The sequence below is a fragment of the Myxococcus dinghuensis genome (assembly GCF_024198235.1).
GTDB classification, from domain to species: Bacteria; Myxococcota; Myxococcia; order Myxococcales; family Myxococcaceae; genus Myxococcus; species Myxococcus dinghuensis.
Genome location: NZ_JAKCFB010000006.1, coordinates 226,053 through 250,531, shown reverse-complemented (window position 1 = coordinate 250,531; position 24,479 = coordinate 226,053). Strand labels below are relative to the sequence as shown.

Annotated in this window: 23 protein-coding genes; 2 read left to right on the top strand and 21 right to left on the bottom strand. The window is 69.7% G+C overall.

The features are described from left to right. Positions 1–26: 26 nt before the first annotated feature. From LZ198_RS11650 to LZ198_RS11550, 21 genes are all read right to left on the bottom strand, one after another. A complete protein-coding gene (locus LZ198_RS11650; RefSeq protein ID WP_253971993.1) occupies positions 27–236 on the bottom strand; it encodes a hypothetical protein in 210 nt (69 codons plus the stop codon). Continuing rightward, positions 233–2,047, bottom strand: a complete 1,815-nt coding sequence (locus LZ198_RS11645; RefSeq protein WP_253971992.1) for a tail fiber domain-containing protein — start codon at positions 2,045–2,047, stop codon at positions 233–235. Before LZ198_RS11645 ends, LZ198_RS11650 begins: the two co-directional genes overlap by 4 nt. Beyond that, complete coding sequence (locus LZ198_RS11640; protein WP_253971991.1) at positions 2,044–3,441, bottom strand: hypothetical protein; 1,398 nt, start codon at positions 3,439–3,441, stop codon at positions 2,044–2,046. The genes LZ198_RS11645 and LZ198_RS11640 overlap by 4 nt, the downstream gene beginning before the upstream one ends. Then, a complete protein-coding gene (locus LZ198_RS11635) occupies positions 3,438–5,000 on the bottom strand; it encodes a baseplate J/gp47 family protein (RefSeq protein ID WP_253971990.1) in 1,563 nt (520 codons plus the stop codon). The genes LZ198_RS11640 and LZ198_RS11635 overlap by 4 nt, the downstream gene beginning before the upstream one ends. Beyond that, the gene (locus LZ198_RS11630) at positions 4,997–5,482 is read right to left on the bottom strand and encodes a hypothetical protein (protein WP_253971989.1); all 486 of its coding nucleotides are present in this window, start codon (positions 5,480–5,482) and stop codon (positions 4,997–4,999) included. Before LZ198_RS11630 ends, LZ198_RS11635 begins: the two co-directional genes overlap by 4 nt. Before the next feature lie 49 nt (positions 5,483–5,531). Next, positions 5,532–5,942 (bottom strand): DUF2634 domain-containing protein, encoded by a 411-nt coding sequence (locus LZ198_RS11625; RefSeq protein WP_253971988.1) that lies wholly within the window; start codon positions 5,940–5,942, stop codon positions 5,532–5,534. Then, positions 5,942–6,544, bottom strand: coding sequence for a hypothetical protein (locus LZ198_RS11620; protein WP_253971987.1), 603 nt, complete (start codon positions 6,542–6,544; stop codon positions 5,942–5,944). Before LZ198_RS11620 ends, LZ198_RS11625 begins: the two co-directional genes overlap by 1 nt. A 50-nt stretch (positions 6,545–6,594) precedes the next feature. Further along, complete coding sequence (locus LZ198_RS11615; RefSeq protein WP_253971986.1) at positions 6,595–7,227, bottom strand: phage baseplate assembly protein V; 633 nt, start codon at positions 7,225–7,227, stop codon at positions 6,595–6,597. After that, positions 7,224–7,778, bottom strand: coding sequence for a hypothetical protein (locus tag LZ198_RS11610; RefSeq protein ID WP_253971985.1), 555 nt, complete (start codon positions 7,776–7,778; stop codon positions 7,224–7,226). Before LZ198_RS11610 ends, LZ198_RS11615 begins: the two co-directional genes overlap by 4 nt. Next, positions 7,775–8,725 (bottom strand): hypothetical protein, encoded by a 951-nt coding sequence (locus LZ198_RS11605; RefSeq protein WP_253971984.1) that lies wholly within the window; start codon positions 8,723–8,725, stop codon positions 7,775–7,777. Before LZ198_RS11605 ends, LZ198_RS11610 begins: the two co-directional genes overlap by 4 nt. Before the next feature lies 1 nt (position 8,726). Beyond that, positions 8,727–9,755 (bottom strand): hypothetical protein, encoded by a 1,029-nt coding sequence (locus LZ198_RS11600; protein WP_253971983.1) that lies wholly within the window; start codon positions 9,753–9,755, stop codon positions 8,727–8,729. Positions 9,756–9,759: 4 nt separating this feature from the next. Further along, complete coding sequence (locus LZ198_RS11595; RefSeq protein ID WP_253971982.1) at positions 9,760–10,173, bottom strand: RAD23 family protein; 414 nt, start codon at positions 10,171–10,173, stop codon at positions 9,760–9,762. 1,212 nt (positions 10,174–11,385) lie between these two features. Continuing rightward, positions 11,386–12,240, bottom strand: coding sequence for a hypothetical protein (locus tag LZ198_RS11590; protein WP_253971981.1), 855 nt, complete (start codon positions 12,238–12,240; stop codon positions 11,386–11,388). A gap of 3 nt (positions 12,241–12,243) precedes the next feature. Next, a complete protein-coding gene (locus tag LZ198_RS11585; protein ID WP_253971980.1) occupies positions 12,244–12,633 on the bottom strand; it encodes a hypothetical protein in 390 nt (129 codons plus the stop codon). 15 nt (positions 12,634–12,648) lie between these two features. Next, the gene (locus LZ198_RS11580; RefSeq protein ID WP_253971979.1) at positions 12,649–13,938 is read right to left on the bottom strand and encodes a phage tail sheath C-terminal domain-containing protein; all 1,290 of its coding nucleotides are present in this window, start codon (positions 13,936–13,938) and stop codon (positions 12,649–12,651) included. A gap of 306 nt (positions 13,939–14,244) precedes the next feature. Then, the gene (locus LZ198_RS11575) at positions 14,245–14,709 is read right to left on the bottom strand and encodes a hypothetical protein (RefSeq protein ID WP_253971978.1); all 465 of its coding nucleotides are present in this window, start codon (positions 14,707–14,709) and stop codon (positions 14,245–14,247) included. A 268-nt stretch (positions 14,710–14,977) separates the two neighbouring features. Continuing rightward, positions 14,978–16,519 (bottom strand): DUF1501 domain-containing protein, encoded by a 1,542-nt coding sequence (locus LZ198_RS11570; protein ID WP_253971977.1) that lies wholly within the window; start codon positions 16,517–16,519, stop codon positions 14,978–14,980. Between the two features lie 6 nt (positions 16,520–16,525). Next, a complete protein-coding gene (locus LZ198_RS11565) occupies positions 16,526–18,196 on the bottom strand; it encodes a DUF1800 domain-containing protein (RefSeq protein ID WP_253971976.1) in 1,671 nt (556 codons plus the stop codon). Positions 18,197–18,388: 192 nt separating this feature from the next. Continuing rightward, entirely contained in the window at positions 18,389–20,194 is a 1,806-nt protein-coding gene (locus LZ198_RS11560) for a hypothetical protein (RefSeq protein ID WP_253971975.1), read from the bottom strand. A 176-nt stretch (positions 20,195–20,370) separates the two neighbouring features. After that, entirely contained in the window at positions 20,371–20,919 is a 549-nt protein-coding gene (locus LZ198_RS11555; protein WP_323382413.1) for a DUF3105 domain-containing protein, read from the bottom strand. A 17-nt stretch (positions 20,920–20,936) separates the two neighbouring features. Further along, a complete protein-coding gene (locus tag LZ198_RS11550; protein ID WP_253971973.1) occupies positions 20,937–22,037 on the bottom strand; it encodes a hypothetical protein in 1,101 nt (366 codons plus the stop codon). Positions 22,038–22,251: 214 nt separating this feature from the next. On the opposite strand from LZ198_RS11550, the gene LZ198_RS11545 reads away from it, so the two are divergent. Further along, complete coding sequence (locus LZ198_RS11545; RefSeq protein WP_253971972.1) at positions 22,252–24,081, top strand: M2 family metallopeptidase; 1,830 nt, start codon at positions 22,252–22,254, stop codon at positions 24,079–24,081. Positions 24,082–24,199: 118 nt separating this feature from the next. Further along, positions 24,200–24,403, top strand: coding sequence for a cold-shock protein (locus LZ198_RS11540; protein ID WP_223756057.1), 204 nt, complete (start codon positions 24,200–24,202; stop codon positions 24,401–24,403). Positions 24,404–24,479: the final 76 nt, after the last annotated feature.

The following is a 24,479-nucleotide window of genomic DNA, read 5'->3' as shown; positions in this document are numbered from 1 at the left end:
GGGTGGTCCCGACGCCGCGCTGGAGCTCAGCGGGCGGCTTCCTTGATGTCCGTCACGTTGGGGGCGCGGCTGGTGTCCGAGGCGATGATCTCCTGGAGCACCTGGATGGCGCCCTCGATGCGCAGCATCGTCTGGACGAGCTGGGAGCGCTTGGCGTCCAGCTCCGCCATCATCTTCTGACCCGCCTCGTGCTCCGCCTTCAGGTCGGCCAGGCGCTGCTCCATTGCGTCCTTCATGACTTCTTCTCCTGCTGCCGGAGGCGCTGCTCCAGCTTCTCGATGCGTTGGTCGTACTGCTGCTTCATTTCCTGGATGGCCGCGATGGCCAGTACCCCGAAGAGAGAGTAGTTCAGGCCCTTGATTCCAGGGCTGTCCTCGCTCACGCCCTGCTTGCTCTCACCCACGAGTTCGGGGAACAGCGGCTCCACCTCCTGGGCCACGAACCCCAGGTTGCGCGTCCCGGTCGCCTTCCACTCGAACGTCCTGGGGGCGAGCGCCATCACGCGCGGGAGGATGCCGTCCAACGACTCCACGTTCGTCTTCAAGGACACGTCCGACGAACCGAAGAAGCCCTGGCCGTCCTGCGTCAGCCAGGCGCCGATGCCGTTGCTGTACCGGATGTGGAAGATGCCGCCGCTCTCCATGGCCATGCTCACGAAGTTGGCGCGCGTGGGGTTCACCTCCTGCAAGCGGATGCCGACGTCCGGGGCCGTCTGGATGATGTGCAGGGGGGACTTCGGAGCCTGGGTCGCCGACGGGACGTTGATGCCGACGTTGCCGTTGGAGATGGTGAGGCGGTCCGCGCCCAACTGGCGGAGGACGATGATGTCGTAGTTGTCGTTGTCGTTGCAGATGACCAGCTTGGTGCTCTCGGTGTCTGCGACGTAGGCGGGCGTATGGCGGAAGTAGCGGATGTACGCCAGATCGCCGGAGCCTCCGAAGGGATCCAGCGGGAACTGGATGCCATTGCTGGTGGTATCCCCCACGGAAGGGACGAAGGCCGCCGCGGTGATGTTGCCGGTCGTCGTGAGCTTGGTGCAGTTGACGCTGCCTGACACGCGGAGGTCGCCCCCCTGGATGTCCACCTTCGTCCCCGGGGTCGTCGTTCCGATGCCGACGTTGCCGTCCGCGCCCAGCCAGAGCGGGTGGGTGTTGTTCACCACGAAGGAGAAGGCGTTGTTGGCGCGGACGCCCACATCCCAGAACAGACCCGACGCGGTGCCGCCGCTGCGGCCGTAGCGGATGGACGCACGGGCGTCCGCCGCGAGCCAGACGACGTGCGGGTTGTTCATCATGAACCCGTTGCCGCTGTTCGCCCCGATGGTGACATGGGACGTGGGGTCTCCCCACAACTGCGTGGCGCCGACGACCAGGCGGTCGAAGCCCACGGCGGCGCCGGGCACCCGGACGTCCAACGGCCCTTGGGGATCCGCGGTGTTCAGGCCGAGGTTGCCGCCCGCCTTCAGGTGGAGCCGGACGTCGCCGGCCCCGCTGCCGTTCTCGTTGTCGCCGCCGTTCTCGGCGATCTGGAACCCCGTCGCGGTGTTGCCCGTCTCACCACGCACCAGCCAGCTCTTGGTCCGGCTGCGCAGTTGGAGCGCGGCACCATCGACGCCCGCCGTGGTCTTCAGGAGCAGCGCGACGCCGAACCCGGCGCTACCCGACATGCGGAACTCCGCGGCGGCGCTCCCGTTGCTGCTGACCGCCAGGAGGCGCCCCGTGCCCGGCGCGGCCCCGATGCCGATGTTGCCGCCGACCGACAGGCTCCCGGAGAGGGTTCCACCGGTCACGCTGAGCTTCGAGCTGTCCAGCCCGGTCAGCCGGTCGGTGAGCTCCGTTCCATTCAGGGAGATCCCCGCGGTGGTCACCACCCGGGCGACGCTCAGGGTGGCGGTGTTGGAGATGCTGTCGCCCTCCAGCTTCTTGCCGTCGTCCCCCCCGCGGTGCGTGTGCGAGCGGATCTCGTCACGCGTCTTGATCTGCATGTTGTTCCAGGTGTCCGCGAGGATGGGATCACCGGACTTCGCTGGGTAGAAGGGAACGCTCATGGCTTGAACCTCGATGTGTCGAAGCGGGTCGCGTCGAAGACGCCGTCCCAGGAGAGCTCCTCCCGGGGCGGGTCGAACGTGTCATGCAGGTCGATGGTGGAGCCGAAGGAGGCGAGGGCGTCCTTCACGGTGAACTCCTCCATCGTGAAACGCGTGGTGATGTCCATGTTCAGCGGGCCCTCCCGCGCGATGAGGGCCTCCGGGGGCATGGGCAGCGTGAGCTCGATGCGTGCCGTCACACCCGCGGCGCGGCCGTACTCCATCGCCGCGGTGAGCTCCTGGATCAGCCCCGGCAGGCCGGGGACCTGGAGGTCCTCGCCTCGCAGTTGGAGGTGGAGCGGGATGTAGTCGACGGGGATTCGCAGCGTGCAGGTCGCGGGCGTCACCTCGCTCCAGTCGAAGCGCAGGTCCGCGCGAGGGGTGTTGCGCTGCTCGAGCGCCTGGGCCACGGCCTCGTCCTGACGTTGCGCCGACCAGCCGAGCAGATACGAGCGGACCTGTTGTCGGTCCAGCGTGTCGTAGGTCCAGTGGGTCTCGCCCGGCACCATCTCGGGGAACTGGTCGTTCTCGCTGAACACGGAGAAGCGCGCGGTGGGGGCGTTGAAGCGCGCGGGGGCGCTGGGGTTGTCGGGGCCCGCGAAGCGGGTGGGGTTCGCGACGATGAGGGGCTGGGAGACGGGGTGTCCGTCGATGAAGGGGGGACGGCCCTTGTTCAGCGTCAGCGTGGAGCCCAGGGGAACGCGGCCCAGGAAGATGAAGTCGAGCCCGGTCTCGACCTGATGGAGGATGGGGACGGCGATCTCCCGCTCGGTGGCGCGGAGCGCGATTTGAGGCAATTCCGTCTCCAGCCCTCCGTTGTTCGTGAGCAGGCGTTGTGCCGCGCCCACGTTCCGGAAGCTCGCCACGGCCCGGGTGCGGGGGTTGTCCACCAGCTCGAGTCGGACGGTCCGCGGCGTCCCGTCCGCCCGGAGCACCGTGAAGGTGCCCACCGCGACGTCCCCCTCCCAGGTGATGTCCGGCGGCTGGCGCGCCATGTAGACCATGGACGCCAGTCGCAGGAGCGCGGGGGCGGAGGCGAGCCCGGTGCGATGCAGCTCGACGAGGGCCGCCAGGTGCTCGCGGAAGTAGTCCTCCGACTCGCCCCGGCGCGGGGTGAGGCCATAGAGCGCGGCGACCCGGCCCAGCTCGGAGTCCGCCTTGTCCGTCGGCAGGTCGCTCTGGGGGAAGCCTCGCGCCAGCGAGTACCAGCGTGAGCGCATCAGCCGCGTGAGGCCGCTCTCCATCTGCTCCAGCTCGAGGGCGAGCGTGGAGAAGAAGGCCTGGAGCTTCGAGCCGGATTGGAGGACCGCCGGGAGGTATCCCACCATCCGACGGGCGCGTTGGTCGGCGCTCATCCGCCCCCCACCAGCTCGGCGCCGCCGAACTGCAACTGGAGGTCCGGCTTCGCCACCAGCCGGGTGACCGTCTCGGCAGACAGGGGCGCCGGCGTTGCGTCGACGAGCGTCACGGTGATGCCGGTCTCCAGCCGGACGTCGCAGTTGACCAGCGCGCTGATGCGGGCGTGGGTCATGAGGTGCTGCTCGAACGGATCCCACGTGAGCTCCGCGGGCTGGCCGATCTCCGCATCCTCGGCGAGCCGCGCCCCATACAGGCTCACGGCGGAGCGCAGGGACTCACGCACCTGCTCGGGCGTCCGCGCCTCGCCGTTGACGAGCGCCACCACCAGGTCGAGCCGCCAGATGGGCGGGCGCAGGCGGGTGATGCGGGGCGGCTTCTTCTCCAGGTCGATGCGCGCGGCGTCCAGTGAACCCAGCCGCCAGTCCCGGTCGAGGCCGTACTCCCGGCTCTCCTCCTCCTGGACGAGCACCTTGTCCGGCGGTGGTGCCGCGTTCTTGCCCCAGATGAACGTGGCGACCTGCAGCCCGGTGATGCGGCGCACGCCCGGGTTGCCGTAGAGGACGGCCTCCAGCTTGCGGCGGCTCACCGTGGTCCCCACGGGCAGGCCGTTCAGGTGGACGGACAGCGCTTCCTGGAGCTGGCGCCGGAGGCGGTCGAAGGTCGCCTCGTCCATGTCCTCGCGGATGGGCTCCACCTGGAAGTCGACCTGGAAGTAGATGTTGCGCGCGTAGCTGAGCCGGGCGCGGATGCCCGCGGCCTTGGACTCGCGGATGGCCTTCTCGACGCGGGTGATGCCGTCGACGTCCAGTTCGAAGTCCGCGTCACCGACGAGGATGTCGACGACGCCCGGGGGGGCGTCCTCCGGCTCCCGCACGGTGACCTGCTGGACGCCCTGCTGGCGGACGGCGGCGGCGATGGCCTCCAGCGTTCCCTTCTCGCCGTCCCGCAGCGCGGTGCGGGCACGGGCGCGCAGGTTCTCGTCGGTCTCCTCCTCGCCGACGCGCCGCAGGGGCGCCGGGTTGGAGATGGCCTCGATGCCGAGGATGGGCCGCGGCATGATCGTCAACTGGAACGGGTTGATGACGGCGGGCGCCGAGCGCGCCGCCTCCGAGTCGTCCCGCACCTCCTGGATGGGGATGACCACGCGCGTCTCGCCCTTGCGCAGCGTGGCGTCCTCCAGGGTCTCGAACAGCGGCAGCGGCTTCCCATCCGAGGCGATGCCCGTCACCAAGCGCCCGGCGGGGATGCCGATGTCGTCGGGCGCGGGGGCGGCGCGGCTGAGCTCCACGTCCCCCGCGAGGCGCCCGGCGCGCGCGCGCTTGATGCCGAGCACCGCCACGACGTTGTCGAGCGCCGCGCCCTCGGCGGTGTCGAGGTAGCCCGCGCGATGAGCCAGCTCCATCATCGCGTAGAACGTCGCCATCTCCCGGGCGTAGGCCTCCGCCAGGGTGCGCGCCATGCCGCCGACGTTGGGATCGGTGCCCGCCCCCATGTTCTCCAGGAGGCGCTCCACGATGGCGCTGAACGTGGTCTTCTCTGGAGGAATGAGGCTCAAAAGGAGATCTCCCACGTCATCGTCATGACCATGTTGGGTCCGCGGTTGACCTCCTCGAAGCGCACCCAGTTGAAGAGGACGGCGGTGTCGCCGCCCTGGCGAATCAGGATCCCCGCCTCCGTCAGGGGCTGCACCGTGGCCTGGGTGAGGGGTTGCAGGGTGGCCGTCACGGTGGCGCGCACGAAGCTGCTCCCGTCGCTCAGGGTGATGACCTCGACCTTGGGGGCCGTGTCGGGTGCCTCGTCGACCTTGGTGAACCCGGTGGTGTCCTTGGGGTTGGGCGTCTGGGTTCCCGTGCCCACGGCGATGGCCCATTTGGTGGGCAGCGAGGTGACCCGGCCCATGAGCAGCCCCGCGACCAACTGCTTGCCCGCGATGGTGATGAGGTTGGGGACACGGCGCTGCTCCATCAACGAGCCGTCCAGGTGGCGCAACTCGAGGGTCAGCACTCCGTTCATGCCCTGCATTTCCTTGCCGTTCATCGTGCTCTCCCGAAGTCGTGTCCGTACCCGTCGTCCGCGCCGCCCGTGCTCAGCCCATGTCGAGCGCGAGCCCCAGCTCTACCGCGTCACCTGTGATCGCCTTGACCCGCGCGCGCACGTCCACAGCGCCCGGCAGGTCCGCCCGCGCCGTGACGCTCAGCTCCGTCACCTCGTCCACGCGCGGGTCCTCCATGAGGGCCTGTCGGACGTAGCGGCGCAGCAGGTCCAGGTTCGCCCGGTCCAGCGGCTCGCCGATGAGGTCCGCCACGCGGCTGCCGTAGCGCTGGTGGCCGAGCTGGTCCAGGTGTCCGCGATAGACGAGCAGCCGCATCGTCAGCGCCTGGATGAGGTTGTCCTTGCCGCTCACGGTGGGCGCGCCGGCGTCCTGGGACCAGTCGAGGTCCACCTCGCCGGTCTCCTTGAAAGCCAGGCGGAGGTCCGTCTTGAGTTCGTCCGCCATCAGAGCAACCTCCCGGGGCCCGCGGTCGCGCCAGGGGAGCTGGGGATGCCCGGCGACACCTTGAGGCGCGACATCATCTGGGTCATCGCGTTGCCCAGCGTCTCCGCCATGGCGGCGGCGAGGTCCTTGGCGTTCTCACCCCGGATGCCGCCGGCCATGAGGAAGCCCAGGGCGAGGGGCTCGAGCAGCGACTTGCTGGGCGCCGCGCCCATGAGGCTTCCGGGCGACGCGGTGGTGAACCCCGCGATGGCGATGCCCGGCGCCACCTTCACCTGCACGGTGAAGAGCGTGAGGGCCTGCTCGACCGTCTGCCCGATGGCCTTCGCCAGCGCGTCGCGCTGCTCCCCGTTGATCTTGTTCGCCGCGAGCAGGCCCTTGGCGATGGGTTCGATCTGCGAGGCCCCGGGGCCTCCCGCCGGAGGGGGCAGCATCATCCCGGGGCCCGCGGTGCTGCCGGAGCCCGGGGGCGGTGGGGCGGCGGCGGGGATGCCCGGCGTCACCATGCCCATGGCCGTGAAGAGGGTGAAGGCCTGCCCGCAGGCGTCGCCGAGCGCGGTGGCCAGGTCCGGGGCGTTCTCGCCCCGGAGGCTCGCGGACTGCATGGCGCTCTTCGCGAGACCGCCGATTTCGGATCCGCTCGGTGCCGGCATGGTTACTTGGCCTTCACGTCCTTCGAGCCCTTGAGCGGGGCGCCGGTGAAGTAGCACTTGTGGCTCATCTCGGTGATGACGCCGCTGCCGCCCTTGCCCAGGTCGATCTTCCCGGACGCGTCCACGGTGCAGTCGGTGCACTTGAGCTGCACGTTGCCCTCCACCTCCAGCGACAGGTCCGTCTTGCCCTTGATGGTGATGACGTCGTCCTGCTTCACGGTGACCACCGTCTCGCCGGCGGTGAGGACGATGGACTGCTCCTGGTCGATGGCGATGGACGTCTTGCCGCCCGGGGGCGAGACGACGCGCCACTCGTCCGCCTCGTGGACCGGCGGGTTGAGCGTGTCCGAGTACAGGCGGCCGGTGATGATGGGACGGTTCGGGTCGCCGCCGATGTACGTGATGACGACGAGGTCCCCCGCGTGTGGCGCACTCACCATGCCGATGTGGGGCGTGGCGATGGGGACGCGGCGCAGCTCCAGGCCGCTCTCGCGCAGCTTCACGTGGCACTCGTGGTTGTGCGCGTCGCCATCCGCGTGCGGGAAGGCGCTCGTCACCACGCCGATGTCCCCCATGCGCAGCGAAGCCAGCTCGTCCCGGATGATGGCGCGGATGATGGTGACCAGGTCGCTCATGCCGCGCCTCCCGCCGCCAGGAGGCCCGCGGCGTCGCCGCCGGAGGGGACGGGTTTCGACGCCCCCTTGCCCGGGTTGACCAACTGCTCGCCCAGGTCCGCGAGCGTCTCCTTGAGATGGGCGAGCGACTCGCGCAGGGAGATGACGGCCTGCCGGGGGATGACGGTCTCGAAGATGAGGTGGACGCCGGCCGCCAGCTTGTTGATGACCCGCATCGCGGCCTGGGCCGCGTTGATGAGGGGGGCGAGGGTGGCGTAGTCGGGGTTCTGCGCGCTGCCGTCGTCATTGCCCATGCTGGTCAGCCCCTCGAACGCGGGCTGGAGGCTCTGGAGCATGTCGTCGATGGCGAAGACCTGGTCCAGCCGGCCGAGCCACACGAGGATGAGGTCCAGGGCCTTGCCCAGCGCGTCGAGGCCCACCTTCACGGGCGCCCCGATGCCGAAGCGCCCCACCAGCCTGACGATGGACTCCACGGTGTCCGTCTGGAGCAGCTCGTCCAGGGCCGTCACGAGTCGGGAGACGGAGTTGATGATGTCGGCGGTGGTGCTCATGTGGGCTCCTCCAACTCCTGCTTGGGGGGCTCCTCCGGCGTTGTGTCCTCTGGCAGGGCCTTCTTCTCCAGGGCCTCCAGGTTCTGGAAGGGACCGAGCGGATCGAACCCGACGATGGCGTCACCCAGGGCGCTGGCCTCCTTGGCCACGCGCTGGAGCTTGGCGAGGAAGTCCCCGGCGCCGGCGATGCCCTTGATGACGTCGAGCGCCGCGCCCAGGTCGAGGCCGGTCATCTGCTCGAGCAGGCTGACACCCTCGGTGGCGAGCTTCTGGATGAACTCGCCGATGCTCCCCGCTTCCGTGAGTGACTTCACGAACCCGATGATGGCCCCGGGGTTCACCTTCCCGAGCTTGCTCATCAATCCGCCGAAGTCCTTCCCGGTCAGCGAGTCCTTGGTGCCGTTGACGACCGAGCCCAGCTCGTCCGGCGTCAGGTGGTTGAGCAGCTCCGGGTTCTTGTCCACGGCCTTCATCAAGGAGCCGGGGTCCTGCATCACGCCCGCCGCGTCGACGGAGCCCTGGGCCCACGTCTGCGCGTCCTGCTTCACGGCCTGGTTGACGCTGGCGACGCCCGCGTCCTTGGACGCGGGGGGCTCGACGTACTCCTTGACGCGGAGGAAGAAGCTGAAGCGGCTCTGGTGGCCCGCGAGCTGGCGCACCTGGAAGTCGGCGATGAGGACGTCGGTGAGGTCCGCGCCCGCGATGGCGTCCGACGCGAACGACATCGGCGTCGCCTTCATCTGGGCCTGGCGGAGCTCCTCCAGGGCTCCCTGCGGATCCTCCCCCAGCAGCAAGCCCTCCATGACCACGGTGACGGGCTCGCGGCCCAGGTCCTGGAAGACGCTGCCGGCCTGACCGGGCACGCGCTGCTGCACGAGGTTGCGCGCGTCCTCGGTGTAGATGTTGGTGAGCCCGACGAGCTCGATTTTTCCGATGCGGACGGGCATGTCAGAGCTCCATCCGGGTGGTGAAGCCCGTGCGGGCGTTCAGGGTGTGGCGGACCGTGCGGACGCGCAGCACTTCGCCGGAGAGCAGGGCCTCGACGGGATGGCCCGCGGGGATGTCGCTCACCTCTACGAGGTCACCTGGCTTCACGGCCGGCGCTCCGAGGACTTCGATGAAGCCATGCAGGGGGCGGGCACCGAGCGCCGCCACGCGCGCCTTGGCCTGGGTGGATGCGTCGTCGCCGGAGCGGACCGCGCCGTCCTTGACCTCGCGCGAGCGTTGCCCCGTGGCGCCCGCGCGCACGGCGCCGTCGTCGCCGAGCGCGGCCTTGCCCTGGATGGGAGACAGGTCCTCCACGAGCCAGTGGGCCTTGGCTGTGCCCTGACTGCTGGCCGCGCCTTCGCCCCACACCTCGAAGCCGTCGATGACGGGGAGCGGCTTGCGCAGCTCGGTGCGCAGGACCTGGGTGCGGTACACGAAGGAGTGGTCAGCGCTCCCCGTCTTGGGCTTGGCGAAGTGGACCTTGCCCTGGCCATCCGTGAAGACATCGAAGCCGCTCTGTTCGGCGAGCCGATGGATGTGGCGCAGCGCGCGCGGGCCGCGATGCAGGACATAGCTGGGGAACGTGGGGCCGTCCTCGATGGTGCCTGGCGTGCCGCCGGCCTTGTTCACCAGCTCGCGGACGATGGAGCCCGCGGACATCTGCTCATAGGCGCCGGAGACGTCGAGCCGGGCGAGCTTCGCGAGCGCGTCGCCTCCCGAGATGATGCCGACATCCGGCGCGGCCCTCGACTCCAGGACGATGCCGGTGAAGACGGTGGCGGCGCCGTCGCCTCCATCGAGGGAGATGGTCGTCACTTCGCCAGGACCGGGCAGGGCCGAGTCGGAAGGCACGAGCTCCAGCGTGCAGCGACCACCCGCGCCGTCCATGGTGAGCTCGCTGGTGATGGCGCGCACGAAGGCCTGTCCCTGGCGCGGCTTGCTCGAAGCCTGGAGGGAGCCGATGGTCACGCTGTAGCCGATCCCCGCCATGGCCTCAGACCTCCAGCCCGTGACGGCGCGCCGTCTCGCGAAGGATGTCCACCAGTGCGTCCTCCAACGTGCGCCGGTCCATGCCACCCGCGGTGGCCGCCGGGTCCAACTGGACGTTCACGTTGAAGGTGTTGCGCACGGCCGCGCCTGGAGGGGCCTCCGTCGACGCGCGCGCGGACGTGTCGACGGTGAGTGAGGCGTGCGTGATTCGCTGGGCGTGCTCCAGGACCGGCGCGACCTCCTGCCCGACGTGGAGCGCCAGGGCGTGTGTGGAGGGCGCCGGGCGCGGCGTCGTGCTCTCTGGGGGCGAGGGCTCCGCCGACTGGACGGGCTCGCGCGCGACAGGGGGCGCGAAGACGAGCTTCGTCGCGGGCCGCGGGGGCGTGGTGGCGACGGGACGGAGCGGTCGCGCGCGCACGCCTTCGGGCGTGGGCGAGGCGGGGCCATCCGCGTGGCTCGGAGCGAGGGGGGCCACCCGTTGCGCGGAGATGCCGAGCGGCGACGTGGCCGCGTGCGCCGGTGGCGGAGAGACGTCCCGTGACACCGCCGGTGGGAGGGCGCTGTTCGAGGAGGCGCGTGCGGCAGCTGGGGCGGGGGACCGCACCGGCGCTCCGAGCGAACCGTCTGGGGTGTGCGCCGTCGTGCTCGTGCGGCCGGAGGCGTGCTCGAACGGAGCGGATGCCTGTCGCAGCGGGAGGGACCGCGTATCCTCGAACGCTCTTCCGCTTTCGCCGTAGGTGGCCTCACCTTGCCCAGGCATGGGGGACGCGATGACTCCGCGGAGAGGCTCCTCCCGGTGCGGTGCGAGGTTCGCGGACGCGGAGCGCATCGGCGAGTGGGGCGCGGCCGGGGCCTCGCTCTTCGGCGCGGACGTCGGTGCCGGAGACGCCGTCACGGGAGCCGGGCGCAGCAGGCGGACCACCTGACGTCTTGGCGTGGGGGATGGCGCTCCCGAGGGGGAGGTCTGACGCGGTTCGTCCGAGCGCGCGGCGGCGCCGGTCGTCATGCCCCCGGAGCCGTGGGACTGGAGCAGGGGCTCGAGGCGCGAGGCCGGGGGCCCCGACACGACGGCTGCATGGGCGGCTGGAGGCGTCGGGCGGGACGGGGGCGCGAGCGCGCGTGCGTCGTCGCCACTGGGGGCCGAACCCTGGCGCGGCGGTGTCGCGGCCAACGAGGAGTCGATGCTCGCGGCCGGGCTCGACGAAGAACGGGCGACTGGCTCCGCGCGGTTGTCCGGTGCCGTGTGGGTGCCCCTGGGCGCCTCGGCCATGGCCTGCGTGGCGATGGCGGGCGCGGGCCGCTCGTCGCGCTCCTGCGGCGACGGAAGCGTGGCGCGTGGGTCGGAGGGAGGGGGCCTCCGCTGGGCTCCCATCGCGTTGAACGGGGCCTCGGGACCGGCGGCCTGCCGTGGGCTCGCGGCGCCCGTGTGCCGCTCATCTGAGTCGGCGACGTGGCGGGAACGCGTGACTTCCTCGTCCGCCCCCTGGCCCGTGTCCTCGGAGGCGACCTGCGACTCGGGAACGCTGGTCGGTAGCCGCAGGCCAAGCTGCCGCGCCACACCCTCGAGCGCGCGGAAGGCGGGGGTGGCCAGGCGCGAGGCCAGCTCGGCGGTGGTGAAGGTCGTCTTCATTCAGTCGCCCTCCACCTGGATGACCACCGCGTCGGGAAAATCGGACAGCCTCCTCGGTCTCGACACCGGTAGGGAGGCGGGAGCCTGGGGCTCCGTCAATTTCAACATCGTCAGCAGCCGATCCACTTCGGCCGCAGGGAGTGCCCAGACCTGGGATGGGGCCCACCCCAGGGCCTTGCACAGCTTCAACGTCACGTCCGCCAGCACGCGCGAGCGCGGGTTCGCCCCGCCGAGGATTCGATCCTCCTCGCGGACCTCCCCCGCGTTGAGGGAGACCACCTGTCCGAGCAGCGCGGCCGTGCTGGCGCCGTCGAGCCGGTTCAAGGGTCCGGCGGGTGACAACGCCACGAGCGACGCGGAGAGCATCTCGCGCAGGTAGCGCTCCAGGCTCAGGACCCGCGAACCCTCCGCGCGGGTCTCCATGCTCTCCTCGAGCGCTCGTGCGCGCTCCGAGAACGTCCACGGGCGCAGTCTCGCCTGCACCTTGCCCGCTTGGATCCAGCCCTCCGGCGGCGGCGTGACCGCGGCCTCCATCGCCCCTCCGGAGGCCCACCACAGCGCGACGGGCGCCAGCTCCTCGAACAGCGCGGCCGGCACCCCGGAGTCCCGCAGGACGTCGCCCGCGAAGCCCTCCGTGTCGAAGACGAGGCCCGCGCCGTCCAGCTTCGCGTGCTGGTCGAGCGCCCGCAGGTGCGCATCGAAGCCCCACCGGCGGAGGCGGAGGTGCTCGCCGGTGGAGGCCTCCACCTCCAGCTCCTCGGCGTCCTCTCCGAGGCGGAGGTGGAAGTCCCGGCCGTCGATCTCGATGGAGATCGCGCCGGGCTCCATGCGTGGGCTCGCGGGCGCCTCCGTCACGGGCTACTCCTCGCGGACGCGGGTGGCCGTGAAGGCGTAGGTCGTGGCGGCGCTGCCGTGCGCGTCCATCTGGAACGACTTGCCCTCGACGAAGCAGTCGTCGAAGGACAGCGTGCGCACGTCGTCCGTGCCCTCGGTGCGCTTGAGGTTGGCGACGAGCTGGAACTTGCCGCGCGCCTCCAGCAGGGAGTCCAGCGCGACGTCGGCGGAGCGGATGACCATCTCCCCCACGACGGTGCGCAGGCCGAAGATGACGTCCACGCGCTCGTTGGAGCCGATGGCGCGGATGTCCTCGCGCTCGGTGACGACGCGGAAGGCGAGCGACTGGAGGCCCTCCACGGCCTGCCCGTCGACGAGGATGCTGCTACGGTTGGCTGAGAATACCGTTGGCATCGGTGTGTTCCCTCATCAGACCTGGACCGTGATGGTCGCGTAGATGTAGTCGATGGCTCGCACGGGCCTCACCGCCATGTTCACTCGGACGATGCCCTGCGCGAAGTCCTGCTGCGACGAGTAGACCTCCACCTTGAAGGCGGGGTCCTTGCCGTCGGTGGAGGGGACGATGGCGCCGTCCTTCTGCATCTGCACCAGCGCCTCCACCAGCTTCTGCTTGAGCGCGCTGCGGCCGTCGGCGTTGTTGAGCAACCCGATGAACAGCTCGCCCACCATCTTCAGCGTGCGCACCGCGCGATCCGCCACGCGGCGCACGTTGATCTGGTCGCCGTCGGTCGTCAGGCCACGCACCACGATGGTGCCCCGGCCGCGCTCGGTGACCACGGGGACGACGTTGCCGCGCAGGAGGCTCTTCTGGTCCTCCACGCTCAGCGTCTTCTCGTCCAGGCCCGCGACGCGCTTGAACGTCGGGGAGTGGTGGGAGGGCAGGCTGCCCACCAGGCCCGCGACCGCGCCCACCGTCCCGTGCGGCGCCACCAGGACGAACCGGTCGCTCACGAGGTTGGTGGCGAGCTGGGTGTTCTCCGCCACGGTGCCCGCGGGCGCCACCTGGCCGAAGCCGATGCGGCCCTTGCTCTCACCGGCCATCAGGTTGCAGTGGCTGATGACGTCGCCGTGGATCTTCGTCACCTTCGCCAGGTCGGTGAAGTCCTGGACGGCGGCGAGCACCATGTCCACGTCCGGCTCGTTGCGCAGGCGCCCCAGCGCCGTGGCGTAGTCGTCCGGCGAGGCGTCCTTGCCGCCGGCCAGCGTGTACGTGCCCGCCAGGGGCCAGCCCACGCCCTTCGTCGTGTCCACCCGGACGAGCGACGAGGTGTCCAGCGTCGAGGTCAGCGAGGCCGAGTTGATGTTGCGCAGCACCTCGGTCGCGCCGCTGGCCGGGTGGGTGACCTCCACGTCGAACGACACCGACTTGTCGATGTTGTTCCGGTACTCGATCTTCAGCGTGATGCCGTTGGCCCACGGGCCGGGCACCCTCGCCACGAACGTGGCGCCGAACTTCTCCCCCGTGGAGCCAGAGGGGAACTTGCTCGGGTCGGCCGCCACGGCGATGGTCGCGGTGGCACCCGCGCCCGCCGGCAGCGGGGAGACGACGAGCTCCGACACGCCGTTGTCGAGCGCCTGCCGCGCCTCGGGGAGGCTGAAGCCGCTCGCGCGGCCGGCGATCTCCAGGAACCGCGACCAACTGCTGGCGCGGAGCACCTTGCCGTTCGCGGCCTCGATGAAGCCTGTGATTCCCAACACACCGGAAGGCGTGAGCTGTTGAGGTAATACTTCCTTGACGACACTGACCTGGACACCAGGAATGATGAGACCTGTGGCCATACGCTCCCCGACCCTCGCGAGCGAGGGGGTGGTAGACCCTGCTCAGGGGGCAGGTTCCCTGGACCGCATACCTGGGCATCACGCCCGCCCCGGAAGGGGCACGGTCCTATGCAATGAAACAAATGTGGAAGATGCGTGCGCAGGGCCGTGACGACACGCCGCTCCTGGCGGCGAACGAGACGTCCGCGACACACCAGGAGTTGTGACAAATCACTGCAACAGGGATCAGGTGGTGGCGGTCGCCGGAATCTGCACGCCCACCTTCTTCAGCGCGGCGATGGTCGTGGCGGCGAGCGTGTAGGCCTCGTTCACCAGCGCCTTGCCCACGCCCAGCAGCAGGTCGACGATGGCGACGATGTGCTCGACACCGGCGCTGACGAAGTCGACGATGATGTTCAGGAAGCGCTGCCCCGTCTGCGCCAGGTTCCGAGCGGAATCCGGGAGCAGGTCCAGGGTCGAGTTCACCAGGTCACGCCCGGCCTCGAGCACGCCCTTGATCGACTCGACGACCTGGGGATCCTTCAGCGGAGCAATCAGCCCCTCGACCTTGGTGAGCACCGAGCTCAGTACGTTGCGTACCGGCGTCCAGATGACCTCGATCTTGGCGGTGATGGACTTGAAACCACTGCCACTCACGGCAATGAACAGCTTGTATAGCGACTGCTCGACCTGGATCGCGATGTTGTCCACGGTCGCCAATGCGTCCGAAACGGTCGCCGCTGCGTCAGCCATATGTTTCCCCCTCAATTGGATTGAGTGCGTTCACCCGAAAAGCGAACGCGTGCGCAGAGTATGTTAGCGAACACTCCGCTTTCAAGTGTTTATCAGGTAGGGAGCAAAACACGCGAGACATCCTACCGGTGTTGTGCTGTCACGGCGGACCCAGCGCGGCGTGACGCGCGAAGTCGAGGAGCGCGGGCGTGAGGAGCGCCGCCCGCGCCGCTCTTCCCGGTGTCGGTCAGGGGTCCTGGGTCATGAAGGGGATGCGGAAGGCGCGCGCGGAGGAGGGGAAGCCGCCCGCGGTGGCCGCGGCGACATACGCGGTGAGGTTCGGGAAGGCGTAGTCGCGATCAGCCACGCCGCCCAGTCCCAGCCAGGTGGCGAGGGAGAAGCCGTACTGGTCCACGGAGAGCGAGGGAATCCACCGGCCCTTCGCGTCGACCGTGTCCAGGTTGTTCCCCGCGCCGTTGGACAGGTCCAGGTTGGGGAAGGTGCCGAAGAGGCGCCGGCCCTGGACGCGCGTGCCGAGCACGAGGGCGTGGCTGCCCCACCCGTGGTCGGAGCCGTTCTGCGCGTTCTCCAGCAGCGTCCGGCCGAAGTCGCTCATGGTGAAGAGCGTGGCCTGGGGCGGGTTCGGGCCGAAGAGCCCCTCCGTCTCCAGCCGGAGCATGGCCTGCTGGAATGCATCCAACGCGAAGTCGAGCTGGCGGAGCAGGTCCGTCTGGGTGGGGCCTTGGCCGGCGTGGGTGTCGAAGCCGCCCAGGCCCACGGAGAACATCTGCCGGCGCACGCCCAGTCCGCCACTCGTCGAGGGCGCCGCGCCCGCGATGAGGTCGCGGACCACCTGGTACAGTTGCGTGTGCAGCGTCCAGCCCGTGACGCCGGCGGGGGCGGTGAAGGCGCCGTCGATGAAGTCGCGCGTGGCCTGGGGCAGGGCGCTCCAGGCCGTCTCGCGCGCGGTGGCGCGGGCGCTGGAGAAGGTCTGCGCGGTGTCGAAGACGCCGCCGTAGGACGCCTCCAGGGTGACGCCGTCGTGGAGGTCCACGATGCCCGCGAGCGCGTTGGCGCGCAGCGTGTTGAAGGCGGCGTCGTTCGTCTGCTTGAACTCGAGCACGCCGCTGGAGGACACCATCATCGGTTGGCGCTCGCCGCCGGCGGAGAACAGCGGCTTGCCGCCGAAGGACGTCAGCTCCGGGTAGTCGCCCGGGTTGAGCGGATGGAGCCGGTCCGCCGTGCGACCGCCCCAGCCGGTGGCCTTGCCCTCCAGCGTGTCGGGCAGGTCGATGGTGGAGGGATTGGCGATGGCGCTGGCCCAGGCGTCCTGCTGGTCGCTGTGTGAGAAGAGGTTGTCGGGAGAGGCGATGGCGCCGCTCTGGTAGTCCGCCTTGCGCAGCGGGAGGACGAGCGGGCCGACGTTGCAGATGACGGCCGCGCGCCCCTGCTCGAAGTGGCTCGCGACCTTCTCCAGCGAGGGATGCAGGCCGTATTCGCCGGTGGCCATGCCGATGGGGTTGATGACCCGGAGGTCGTCCAGGGGGATGCCGATGTTGGGCCTCGCGGCGAGGTACGTGGCGTGCGCCGTGGAGGTCCGGGGGACGATGACGTTGTTGCCGTCATTGCCTCCCAATAGGAAGACGCCGACGGTGGCGCGATAGCCCGCGTAGCCGGACAGCGACGCGGCGGCGGCCTCGCCCAGCCAACGGGGCAGGGGCGGCGCGACGGCGAGGAGCCCGAGACCGAGCGAGGTGCCTCGGAGGAACTGGCGACGTGAGAAGTGCATGACGGGCTACCTCTGGATCTGGAACTCGGGAGAGAGGGCGGTGAGATGGACGGCGAGCTTCTTGCGGCGGAGCGTGTCGCCGGCGTCCGGATGGGAGATGGCGTTGAGGACGGCCTGCTGGAGGTCCGCGGACATCGTCCCGTGGAGCCAGTAGCGGTTGAGCCACTGCACGATGTCGCTGGACGCCGTGGGCAGGAGGTCGAGGTCGATGAGGACACCCGCGTTGGCGGTGCCGCCGGTGAAGAGCAGGTCGTGTGTGATGTTGGCGCGCGCGGTGATGGTGGCGGTGTCGAGGATGGCGAACTCGGGCCCGAGCAGTCCGCCCCCTCCCGGCGCCGGAGCGTTGGGTGGGTAGTAGCTGAAGACGGAAGGCGGCTGCGGGACGAGCTGCCCCATGGACTGGCTCCAGCCGCTCAGCTTCGCGCCCGGGTCGAGCGTGCCGGAGGTGTCGAGCGTTCCATCCAGTCCCCGGACGATGGCGCCGACGTAGAGCGCCGGCGAGCGCAGGTGGCCGAAGCGAGCGAGGTCGCCGGAGGGGGCCGTGGGGCCGCGTGCTTCGTCGTACTGGAGGATCTTCCGCACCACCGCGCGCAGGTCGCCGCGCACGCCGTTGCCGTTGTTCTTGAAGGTGTTGACCACCGCCTGGACGTAGGCCTCGCTCGGGTTGCTGGTGACGAGGTGCTGGATGAGCTGCTTGCAGAGGAAGGGCGGCAGGTTCGGGTCCGCGAAGACGTTGTCCAGGGCCTCGGTGAGGTGTTGCCGCGCGGTGGCTCCGGCGGTGGTGTGGAAGCCCCGGAGCAGCTCCCGCGAGGACGCGTCGTGGTTGACGTCGCAGTCCATCATCGGCGCGGTGTAATCGGGGGGATTGGCGCGGCCCCGGGTGGGGCAGGTCGCGCCGGCGTACGTCCAGCCGGAGAGCGTGTGGGCGAAGGCCTGGACCTGGGCCTCCGTGTAGACGGGCACCTTGTGGCCGAGCCCGTCGAGCTGCGGCGTACCGTTCTCGTTCAGCTTGTAGATGCCGAGCGAGAACAGTTGGAGCATCTCCCGCGCGTAGTTCTCGTTCGGTTCGATGGGCTGGCCGTTGGCCTTGAAGGCCTTGTTGTTGACCATGTCCAGGTACGTGCCCATGGCGGGGTCGAGGGTCAGCTCCTCCAGCAACTGACGGTAGTTCCCGAAGGCCCGCAGGGAGAGGAGGTTGAGGTAGCCGGCGAGCGCGATGCGCGGCTCGGGCTCCGGCGTGGACTGGACGTTGGGGATGCCGTTCTGGGAGACGACGAGGATCTGGCTGAGCGCGAAGGCCACGCGCTGGCGCAGTTGGTCCTGGCCATGGATGGCATTGAAGAAGAATTGGGAGCCGAGGTCCTTCGTGGCCAGCCCGTCATAGGTGGAGCGGGGCGCGGCGAACTGGTCGGTGATGGCCTGCTTGATTCCGACGGCGACCACGTGCTCGACGGTGTCGATGGGCGGTGGCGTGACGCCCAGTGCCTGGCGTGGGCCGAACGTCGCCTGTTCCAGGAACCGCAGGGCGTTGGCTTCGCTGGGGCTCTCGAGCGATTCGACCCCCTGCTCCTGTCGGGTGGGGTCCTCGAGGGGTGGAGTGGAGGAGGAGGGTGGGTCCTCCTCCGGTGTACAGGCGGTGAGGCCCACGGCCAGCGTGAGCGCGAGGCGACGGATCATCCGGGGAGGCTCCTTCAGCGGGTTCACGAACGGAGATGGACAGTCTCCGGCCGGAGAAACACGGAAGGTCAGCAGAAGTTGCGCTCCCCGGGAATCTTCGTGAGCGGCGTCCCAGGCGATCCGATGTGTGGGATTGCCCGTAGGGGGCATCCACGAGGGCGGCTCCAGGTCGGGTCGGAGTCGCCCTCCACGCTACCAGGCGATGGTGTCCAGGTGGACGGTGCCTGTCCATCCGCCGCTCGTCGTCAGCTCGGCACCGAGCTGGTAGAGCGGCGTGGTGCTGTCCGAGGGCAGGGTGACCGTCAGGGTGTTCCAGTTCCCGAGCTGGAGCTCGCTGATGGCGGTCCATCGCCCCGTGTAACGCCAATTGCCAGTCGCCCCCTCGAGCGCGAAGGGCTGGACGGCGGTGATGGCGCTGCCCGTGGGAATCCACAGACGGAGCGTGACGCTGGCGCCACGGGGTACGGGGGGCGAGGGGACGGAGACGACCCCGGTCCCCGAGGTCCCGCTGAAGGGGACCGCCAGGGAGCGCGTGCCGGACTGGGCTCGGGCGGTGCTGCTCGTCACGGCCCCGAGCACGGCGCCGGACGCGGACCAGCCCTCGGTCCCGGATTCGAAGCCATAGCCCCCGGTGCTCGTGCCCCCGTCGGTGCCACCTCCCGTGCCGCCATCCGTGCCGCCGGTCCCACCATCCGTTCCACCCGTGCCCCCGTCGGTGCCACCTCCCGTGCCGCCATCGGGAGTCGGCAGGGTGCTGCCCGTCGCGGGCAGGGTGAGGCCTCCGGCTTCGAGGAAGGGCCTGGCCCGGCTCTTCAGGTAGGGCTGGCCGTCCGTGCCCTGGTCGTTCTGGTACGAACTCTGGCCCCCCGCGCCCGCGCCGAAGAGCAGCGCGAGGACGCCTGAGTTGGCGAACTTGCGGCGGTGGAGGTCTCCCGTCGGGCCGAAGAAGTACTCCGTGCGGTTGTCGCGGTAGCCGGCGCGGGCGCTGCCATCGTTGCTGATGTTGCGGTGGCTGGAATTGCCGAGCGGAATCTGCCAGAGCACCCAGCGCTTGCCGGAGGACTGGTTCATCAACCGCAGCCACTCCGCGTAGCGGTTGAAGGAGCGCGAGGCGATGGCGGCGGTGTCGCTCGCGTTCCACCACACGTCCTGGCCCTGCGTCAGCTTGTAGAAGTCCGCGTCGCGGTCGAGCGGGTCTCCCACCAGCACGTCGAAGGTGGCGCCGGTGGCGTTGGTCGTCAACCCGAGCGGCCCGAGGAAACGGACGACCTTGTCCACCTCGGGTTGGAGCGGGTCGGTGATCGAGCAGCACGAGATGTCCTTGCCGCTGGCCCACGCCGAGACGTGGAGCCCCAGGATGACATTGTTGGCGCCCACGGCCTTGCGCAACTGGAGGAATGCCAGACCCCAGCCGGCCACGGTGTTGGGCAGGGCCGCCAGCTCCGGCATGCCCGTGTCCGCGACGGCGGCATAGGCCTGGGGATTGGCGCTTGTCTGGTGTTGGAGGAGCCCGAAGGCGTCTGGCTCGACGAGGAGGAGTACGGGTTTCCCGTGCTCCTTGGCGCGCTGCATGAGGATCTTCCAGTCACCGAAGTAGGTCCGCATCGTCGCGGCGTTCCGTACCTTGACGAGCGCCTCGCCTTCGCCTCCACCCGACTCTCCGTAGAGCTGGTAGAAGACAGGCGCGGGGAGGAAGCCCTGCGCCTCCGACTCCTGGAGGAAGGCCTTGCCCCAGCTCCCGTCGCGGGAGCCCCAGCCCCAGTTGTCCACCCAGCCCTTGGTGAAGTAGCGGTAGCGCACGTCCCAGGGGACGCCGCTGTCACGCATCCAGACCTGCCCCGCTTCCTCGAAGAGTCCCACGAGCAAGCGATTGGGGAGCCCCGTGGGCACGGGGCCTTTCACACCCGAGCTCTGCGCGAACACGGGTGCGGGGTTGAGCGCCAGCGCGACACACGCCAGCGCCAGGGCGCCAAGGTTTCGTCGGAGGGTCGTTCTCATGCACTTGATACAAACAACGACCGTGCGACACGCCGAGTGTCAGCGTGGGTGCCCGCGAGTGCTGCACGGACGGTCGCGTGCCTGCCTGGAGACCGGGCCCGTCGAGGGACGCCACTTCTCCGACCGGGACATGTCTGGCATTGGCGCGCGTGCGGGGAGCTGCCCCGCAGTGGGGCTCAAGGCCCCGGGCACGCGAGGCCGGGCTCGGGGGCGTCGACGTCCTGGTAGCGCAGGAGGCAGCGCACGGCGTCGGGGTCGACCGAGTCCGCGAGATACGTCCTGCGCCACAGCAGCGCGGCCACGCGCTGGGGCATCTGCGGATCCTGCGCGACCAGCGCCCGACGCACGCCATTGGCACCCGTGGGGATGGCCGCGGCGAGCTCCTCCAGCTTCGCGACCTCGTCGGCGCAGCCCTCCGGGCAGTTGTAGAGGAACACGGCGTGGCCGTGCTCCAGGTTGTGGACGTAGAGGCAGCGCGAGACGGGCTCGGCGTAGACGCCACAGCGCGCCACGTTGCCGCAGTGGGGGCCGGAGTTGGGGGGATCCTCGCCGTTGCCACACACCGGGGTGTCGCACGTGGCCAGGTGGCCGGACGACGTCGCCGCGGAGAGCGGGAAGGTGAAGCGGTCGCAGCCCTCGAGGTCGGGCTCGTCGGACGAGTCGCAGGCCGACAGCGCGAGGAGCGCGAGAAGGGAGGGGAGGAGGCGTCGGGAGTGGGCGGTCACCCCTCCGTCATATCCCATCAGCCCGGGAAGGCGCCGCGCCGCTCCAGGTCGTCGAGGCGCAGCCCTCGAAAGCCAAGCACCTCCGTGAGGCGCAGGAAGTCGGACGGGGACAGGCTTCCTCCCACGACGGGCGGCGGTCCTTCGGCTCGCGGCGCGGCGCCGTATGTGTCGAGCAGGGCGACGACGTCCGGGCTGGACGGGCCTCGCACCGTGAAGTCCACGCGTCCGGGCAGGTAGCCCGCATTGGCGGCGAGGATGACGTGGTCGGGCAGGCGTGACTCCCAGCGTCTGGCGACCAGGGGATGGACGCGTGCTTCGGAGCTGAAGAGCAGCAGCGCGGCATGGGATGAGAGGCGAGGCGGGGTCCGCGCGCAACGCTCCGCCTCGCGCCGGACCTCCAGGCGGCAGTCCCGCAGCGCGTCGACGCCTGGGATAGCTCCCTGGGCGATGTCCCGCGCGCTCCTCGCGCGCAGCAGGACCTCCTGGGCCCGGGCGACCGGGAAGAGGGAGGCGCGGGCCGCCGCGTTCACCAGGGCCACCGTCTCCGTCACGGACTTGCGGTGGGCGCGGCGCAGCGCGTCCTTCAAGAAGGGGACGCGGGCCTCCATGCCGAGCGCCGCCACGGTGCCCACGGTCGCGAGCCATTCCAACGGGCCCGGCACAACCAGGGGCGCGGCGAGCGCATACGTCAGCAGGCTCGTGCTGACGGCGCTCGCGTCATCGCCCCCAGGGCCGGGGCAGAGGACGTGCGTGTCGTCGGTCCGTGGCGCCGCTCGGGTGTGGCGCTCCACCACGAGGGTGGGGACCCCGGGGACGAGCGAGTCGGTCTGGAGGTCCCATCCCAGGAGGACGAGGGCCTCGGGCCGCCAGTCCCGCACGCGCTCGACGAAGGACGGCGAGTGGGCATGCTCCCCCTTGCCAGGCAATCGCACGGCGCCACGCGCACCCATCGTCTCGAGAGCCCGCACTGCGAGGACTCCCGCCGCCAGCCCGTCCGTGTCCGGTGCGGGGACCACGAGGACGCGGCGCTCCCGCCACGTCCCCAGGACGCGGCGGGCATCGGCGAGCGCATCTTCGGGGGCGGGCCACCTGGGGTCCTGGAGATGTCCGAGCCGCATGGGGGATGTCTGAACATTCGGACCGGGGAGGGGATGCCGCACCCAGGTGGAGGCAGGCCGCCCTCCAGCCGGCTTGCGCGCGCGCGGCGGGTGGGACTTGCCGTCGAGGCGGGACGGACAGGTCGGGTTTCGCGGCGCGTCACCTCCCGGGTGGGGCGTATGCGGGCGCATTTCGGAGTGTCATCGGACGGCGGTTCCTCTAGGGTCCGCCCCTATGAACCGGACCCGACTCCCGCAGTCCTTGCTGCGCTCGGCCCTCGCGGCCCTGGTGTTGACCGCCGCTCCGGGCCTCGCCCAGCAGAAGAGCCCCGAGAAGCCCACGTCCGAGGACGCGAAGAAGTTCGTCGAGAAGCTCAACGCGGACCTCAAGCAACTGTGGACGAAGCAGGCCACCGCCGAGTGGATCAAGTCGACGTACATCACCGACGACACCGAGCGCAACGCCGCCTACGTCAACGAGGAGGTGCTGGGCTACGTCAACGGCGCCATCAAGGACTCGCGCCGCTTCGACGGGCTGAAGCTCGACGCCGACACCGCGCGCATGCTGCACCTCCTGCGCGTGTCGCAGGCGCTGCCGGCGCCCTCCGACGCCCAGAAGCGCGCGCAACTGGCGACCATCGCCGCGAAGCTGGAGGGCCTCTACGGCAAGGGCAAGTACTGCGGCGCGGACGGCAAGTGCCGCGACCTGGAGGAGCTGTCGGACGTCATGGCGGAGAGCCACGACTACGACGCGCTGCTGGATGCGTGGCAGGGCTGGCATTCCATCTCCCGCCCCATGCGCCCGCTGTATGAGCAGCTCGTGTCCATCTCCAACGATGGCGCGAAGGACATCGGGTTCAACGACCTGGGCACGCTGTGGCGCTCGGGCTACGACATGCCGCCCGCCGACTTCGAGAAGGAGGCCCAGCGGCTGTGGGGGCAGGTGAAGCCCCTCTACGACGACCTGCACTGCTACGTGCGCGGCCGGCTGGCGAAGGAGTACGGCGCGGCGAAGGTCCCCGCCGGCAAGCCCATCCCCGCGCACCTGCTGGGCAACATGTGGGCCCAGGAGTGGAACAACATCTACCCCCTGGTCGAGCCGTTCCCGGGGCAGGCCAGCCTGGACGTCGACTCCGAGCTGAAGAAGCAGAACTACGACGCGCTGAAGATGGTGCGCCTGGGCGAGAAGTTCTTCACGTCCCTGGGCCTCAAGTCGCTGCCGGACTCGTTCTTCGAGCGCTCCCAGTTCACCAAGCCGAGGGATCGCGAGGTCGTCTGCCACGCCAGCGCCTGGGACGTGACGTACGAGAACGACCTGCGCATCAAGATGTGCATCAAGCCCACCGAGGAGGACCTCATCACCATCCACCACGAGCTGGGCCACAACTACTACTACACCTATTATTACAACCTGCCTGTCCTCTATCAGGCTGGCGCGAATGATGGCTTCCACGAGGCCATCGGCGACGCGCTCACGCTGTCCATCACCCCGAGCTATCTCCAGCAGATCGGCCTGTTGAAGGAGGTGGCGAAGAACGACAAGAACCTCATCAACCTCCAGATGAAGGACGCGCTGGAGAAGGTGGCGTTCCTGCCCTTCGGCCTGCTGGTGGACCAGTGGCGCTGGGAGGTGTTCTCCGGGCGCGTGAAGCCGGCGGACTACAACAAGTCCTGGTGGACGCTGCGCCAGAAGTACCAGGGGGTTGCCGCGCCGGTCGCCCGCACGGAGCAGGATTTCGACCCGGGCGCCAAGTACCACGTCCCCGCGAACGTGCCGTACACCCGCTACTTCCTGGCCCGCGTCCTCCAGTTCCAGTTCCACAAGGCCCTGTGCGAGGCGGCGGGTCACAAGGGCCCCCTCCACGAGTGCTCCATCTACGGGAACAAGGAGGCCGGTCAGAAGCTCCAGGCCATGCTGGAGCTGGGCGCGAGCAAGCCCTGGCCGGACGCGCTCCAGGTGGTGACGGGCACGCGCCGGATGGATGCGACGCCGCTCCTCGACTACTTCAGTCCGCTGCGCTCCTGGCTCAAGGCCCAGAACAAGGGCCAGAAGTGCGGCTGGTAGTTCACAGGAGTGGACATGACGTCACGGGGGCGAGTACGTTTCCCGCTGTCCTAAAGGGTTCGCTCGGTTGGACCGGACGGCGGATTTTCGCGTCCGTGACGAAAGAAGAAGAAAGCAAATGGCTACTGGTACCGTGAAGTGGTTCAACGATGCGAAGGGTTTCGGATTCATCACCCAGGACGGCGGCGGCGAGGACGTGTTCTGCCACCACACCGCCATCAACATGGATGGGTTCCGCACCCTGCAGGAAGGCCAGAAGGTGGAGTTCGAGGTGACCCGCGGTCCCAAGGGCCTGCAGGCGCAGAACGTCCGCGCGGCCTGAGCTGAGCGTCGTTCGAAGCACTTCCTGTATGCATCATGAGGGTCCGGCCTTCCACGAGGGTCGGGCCCTTCGTGCT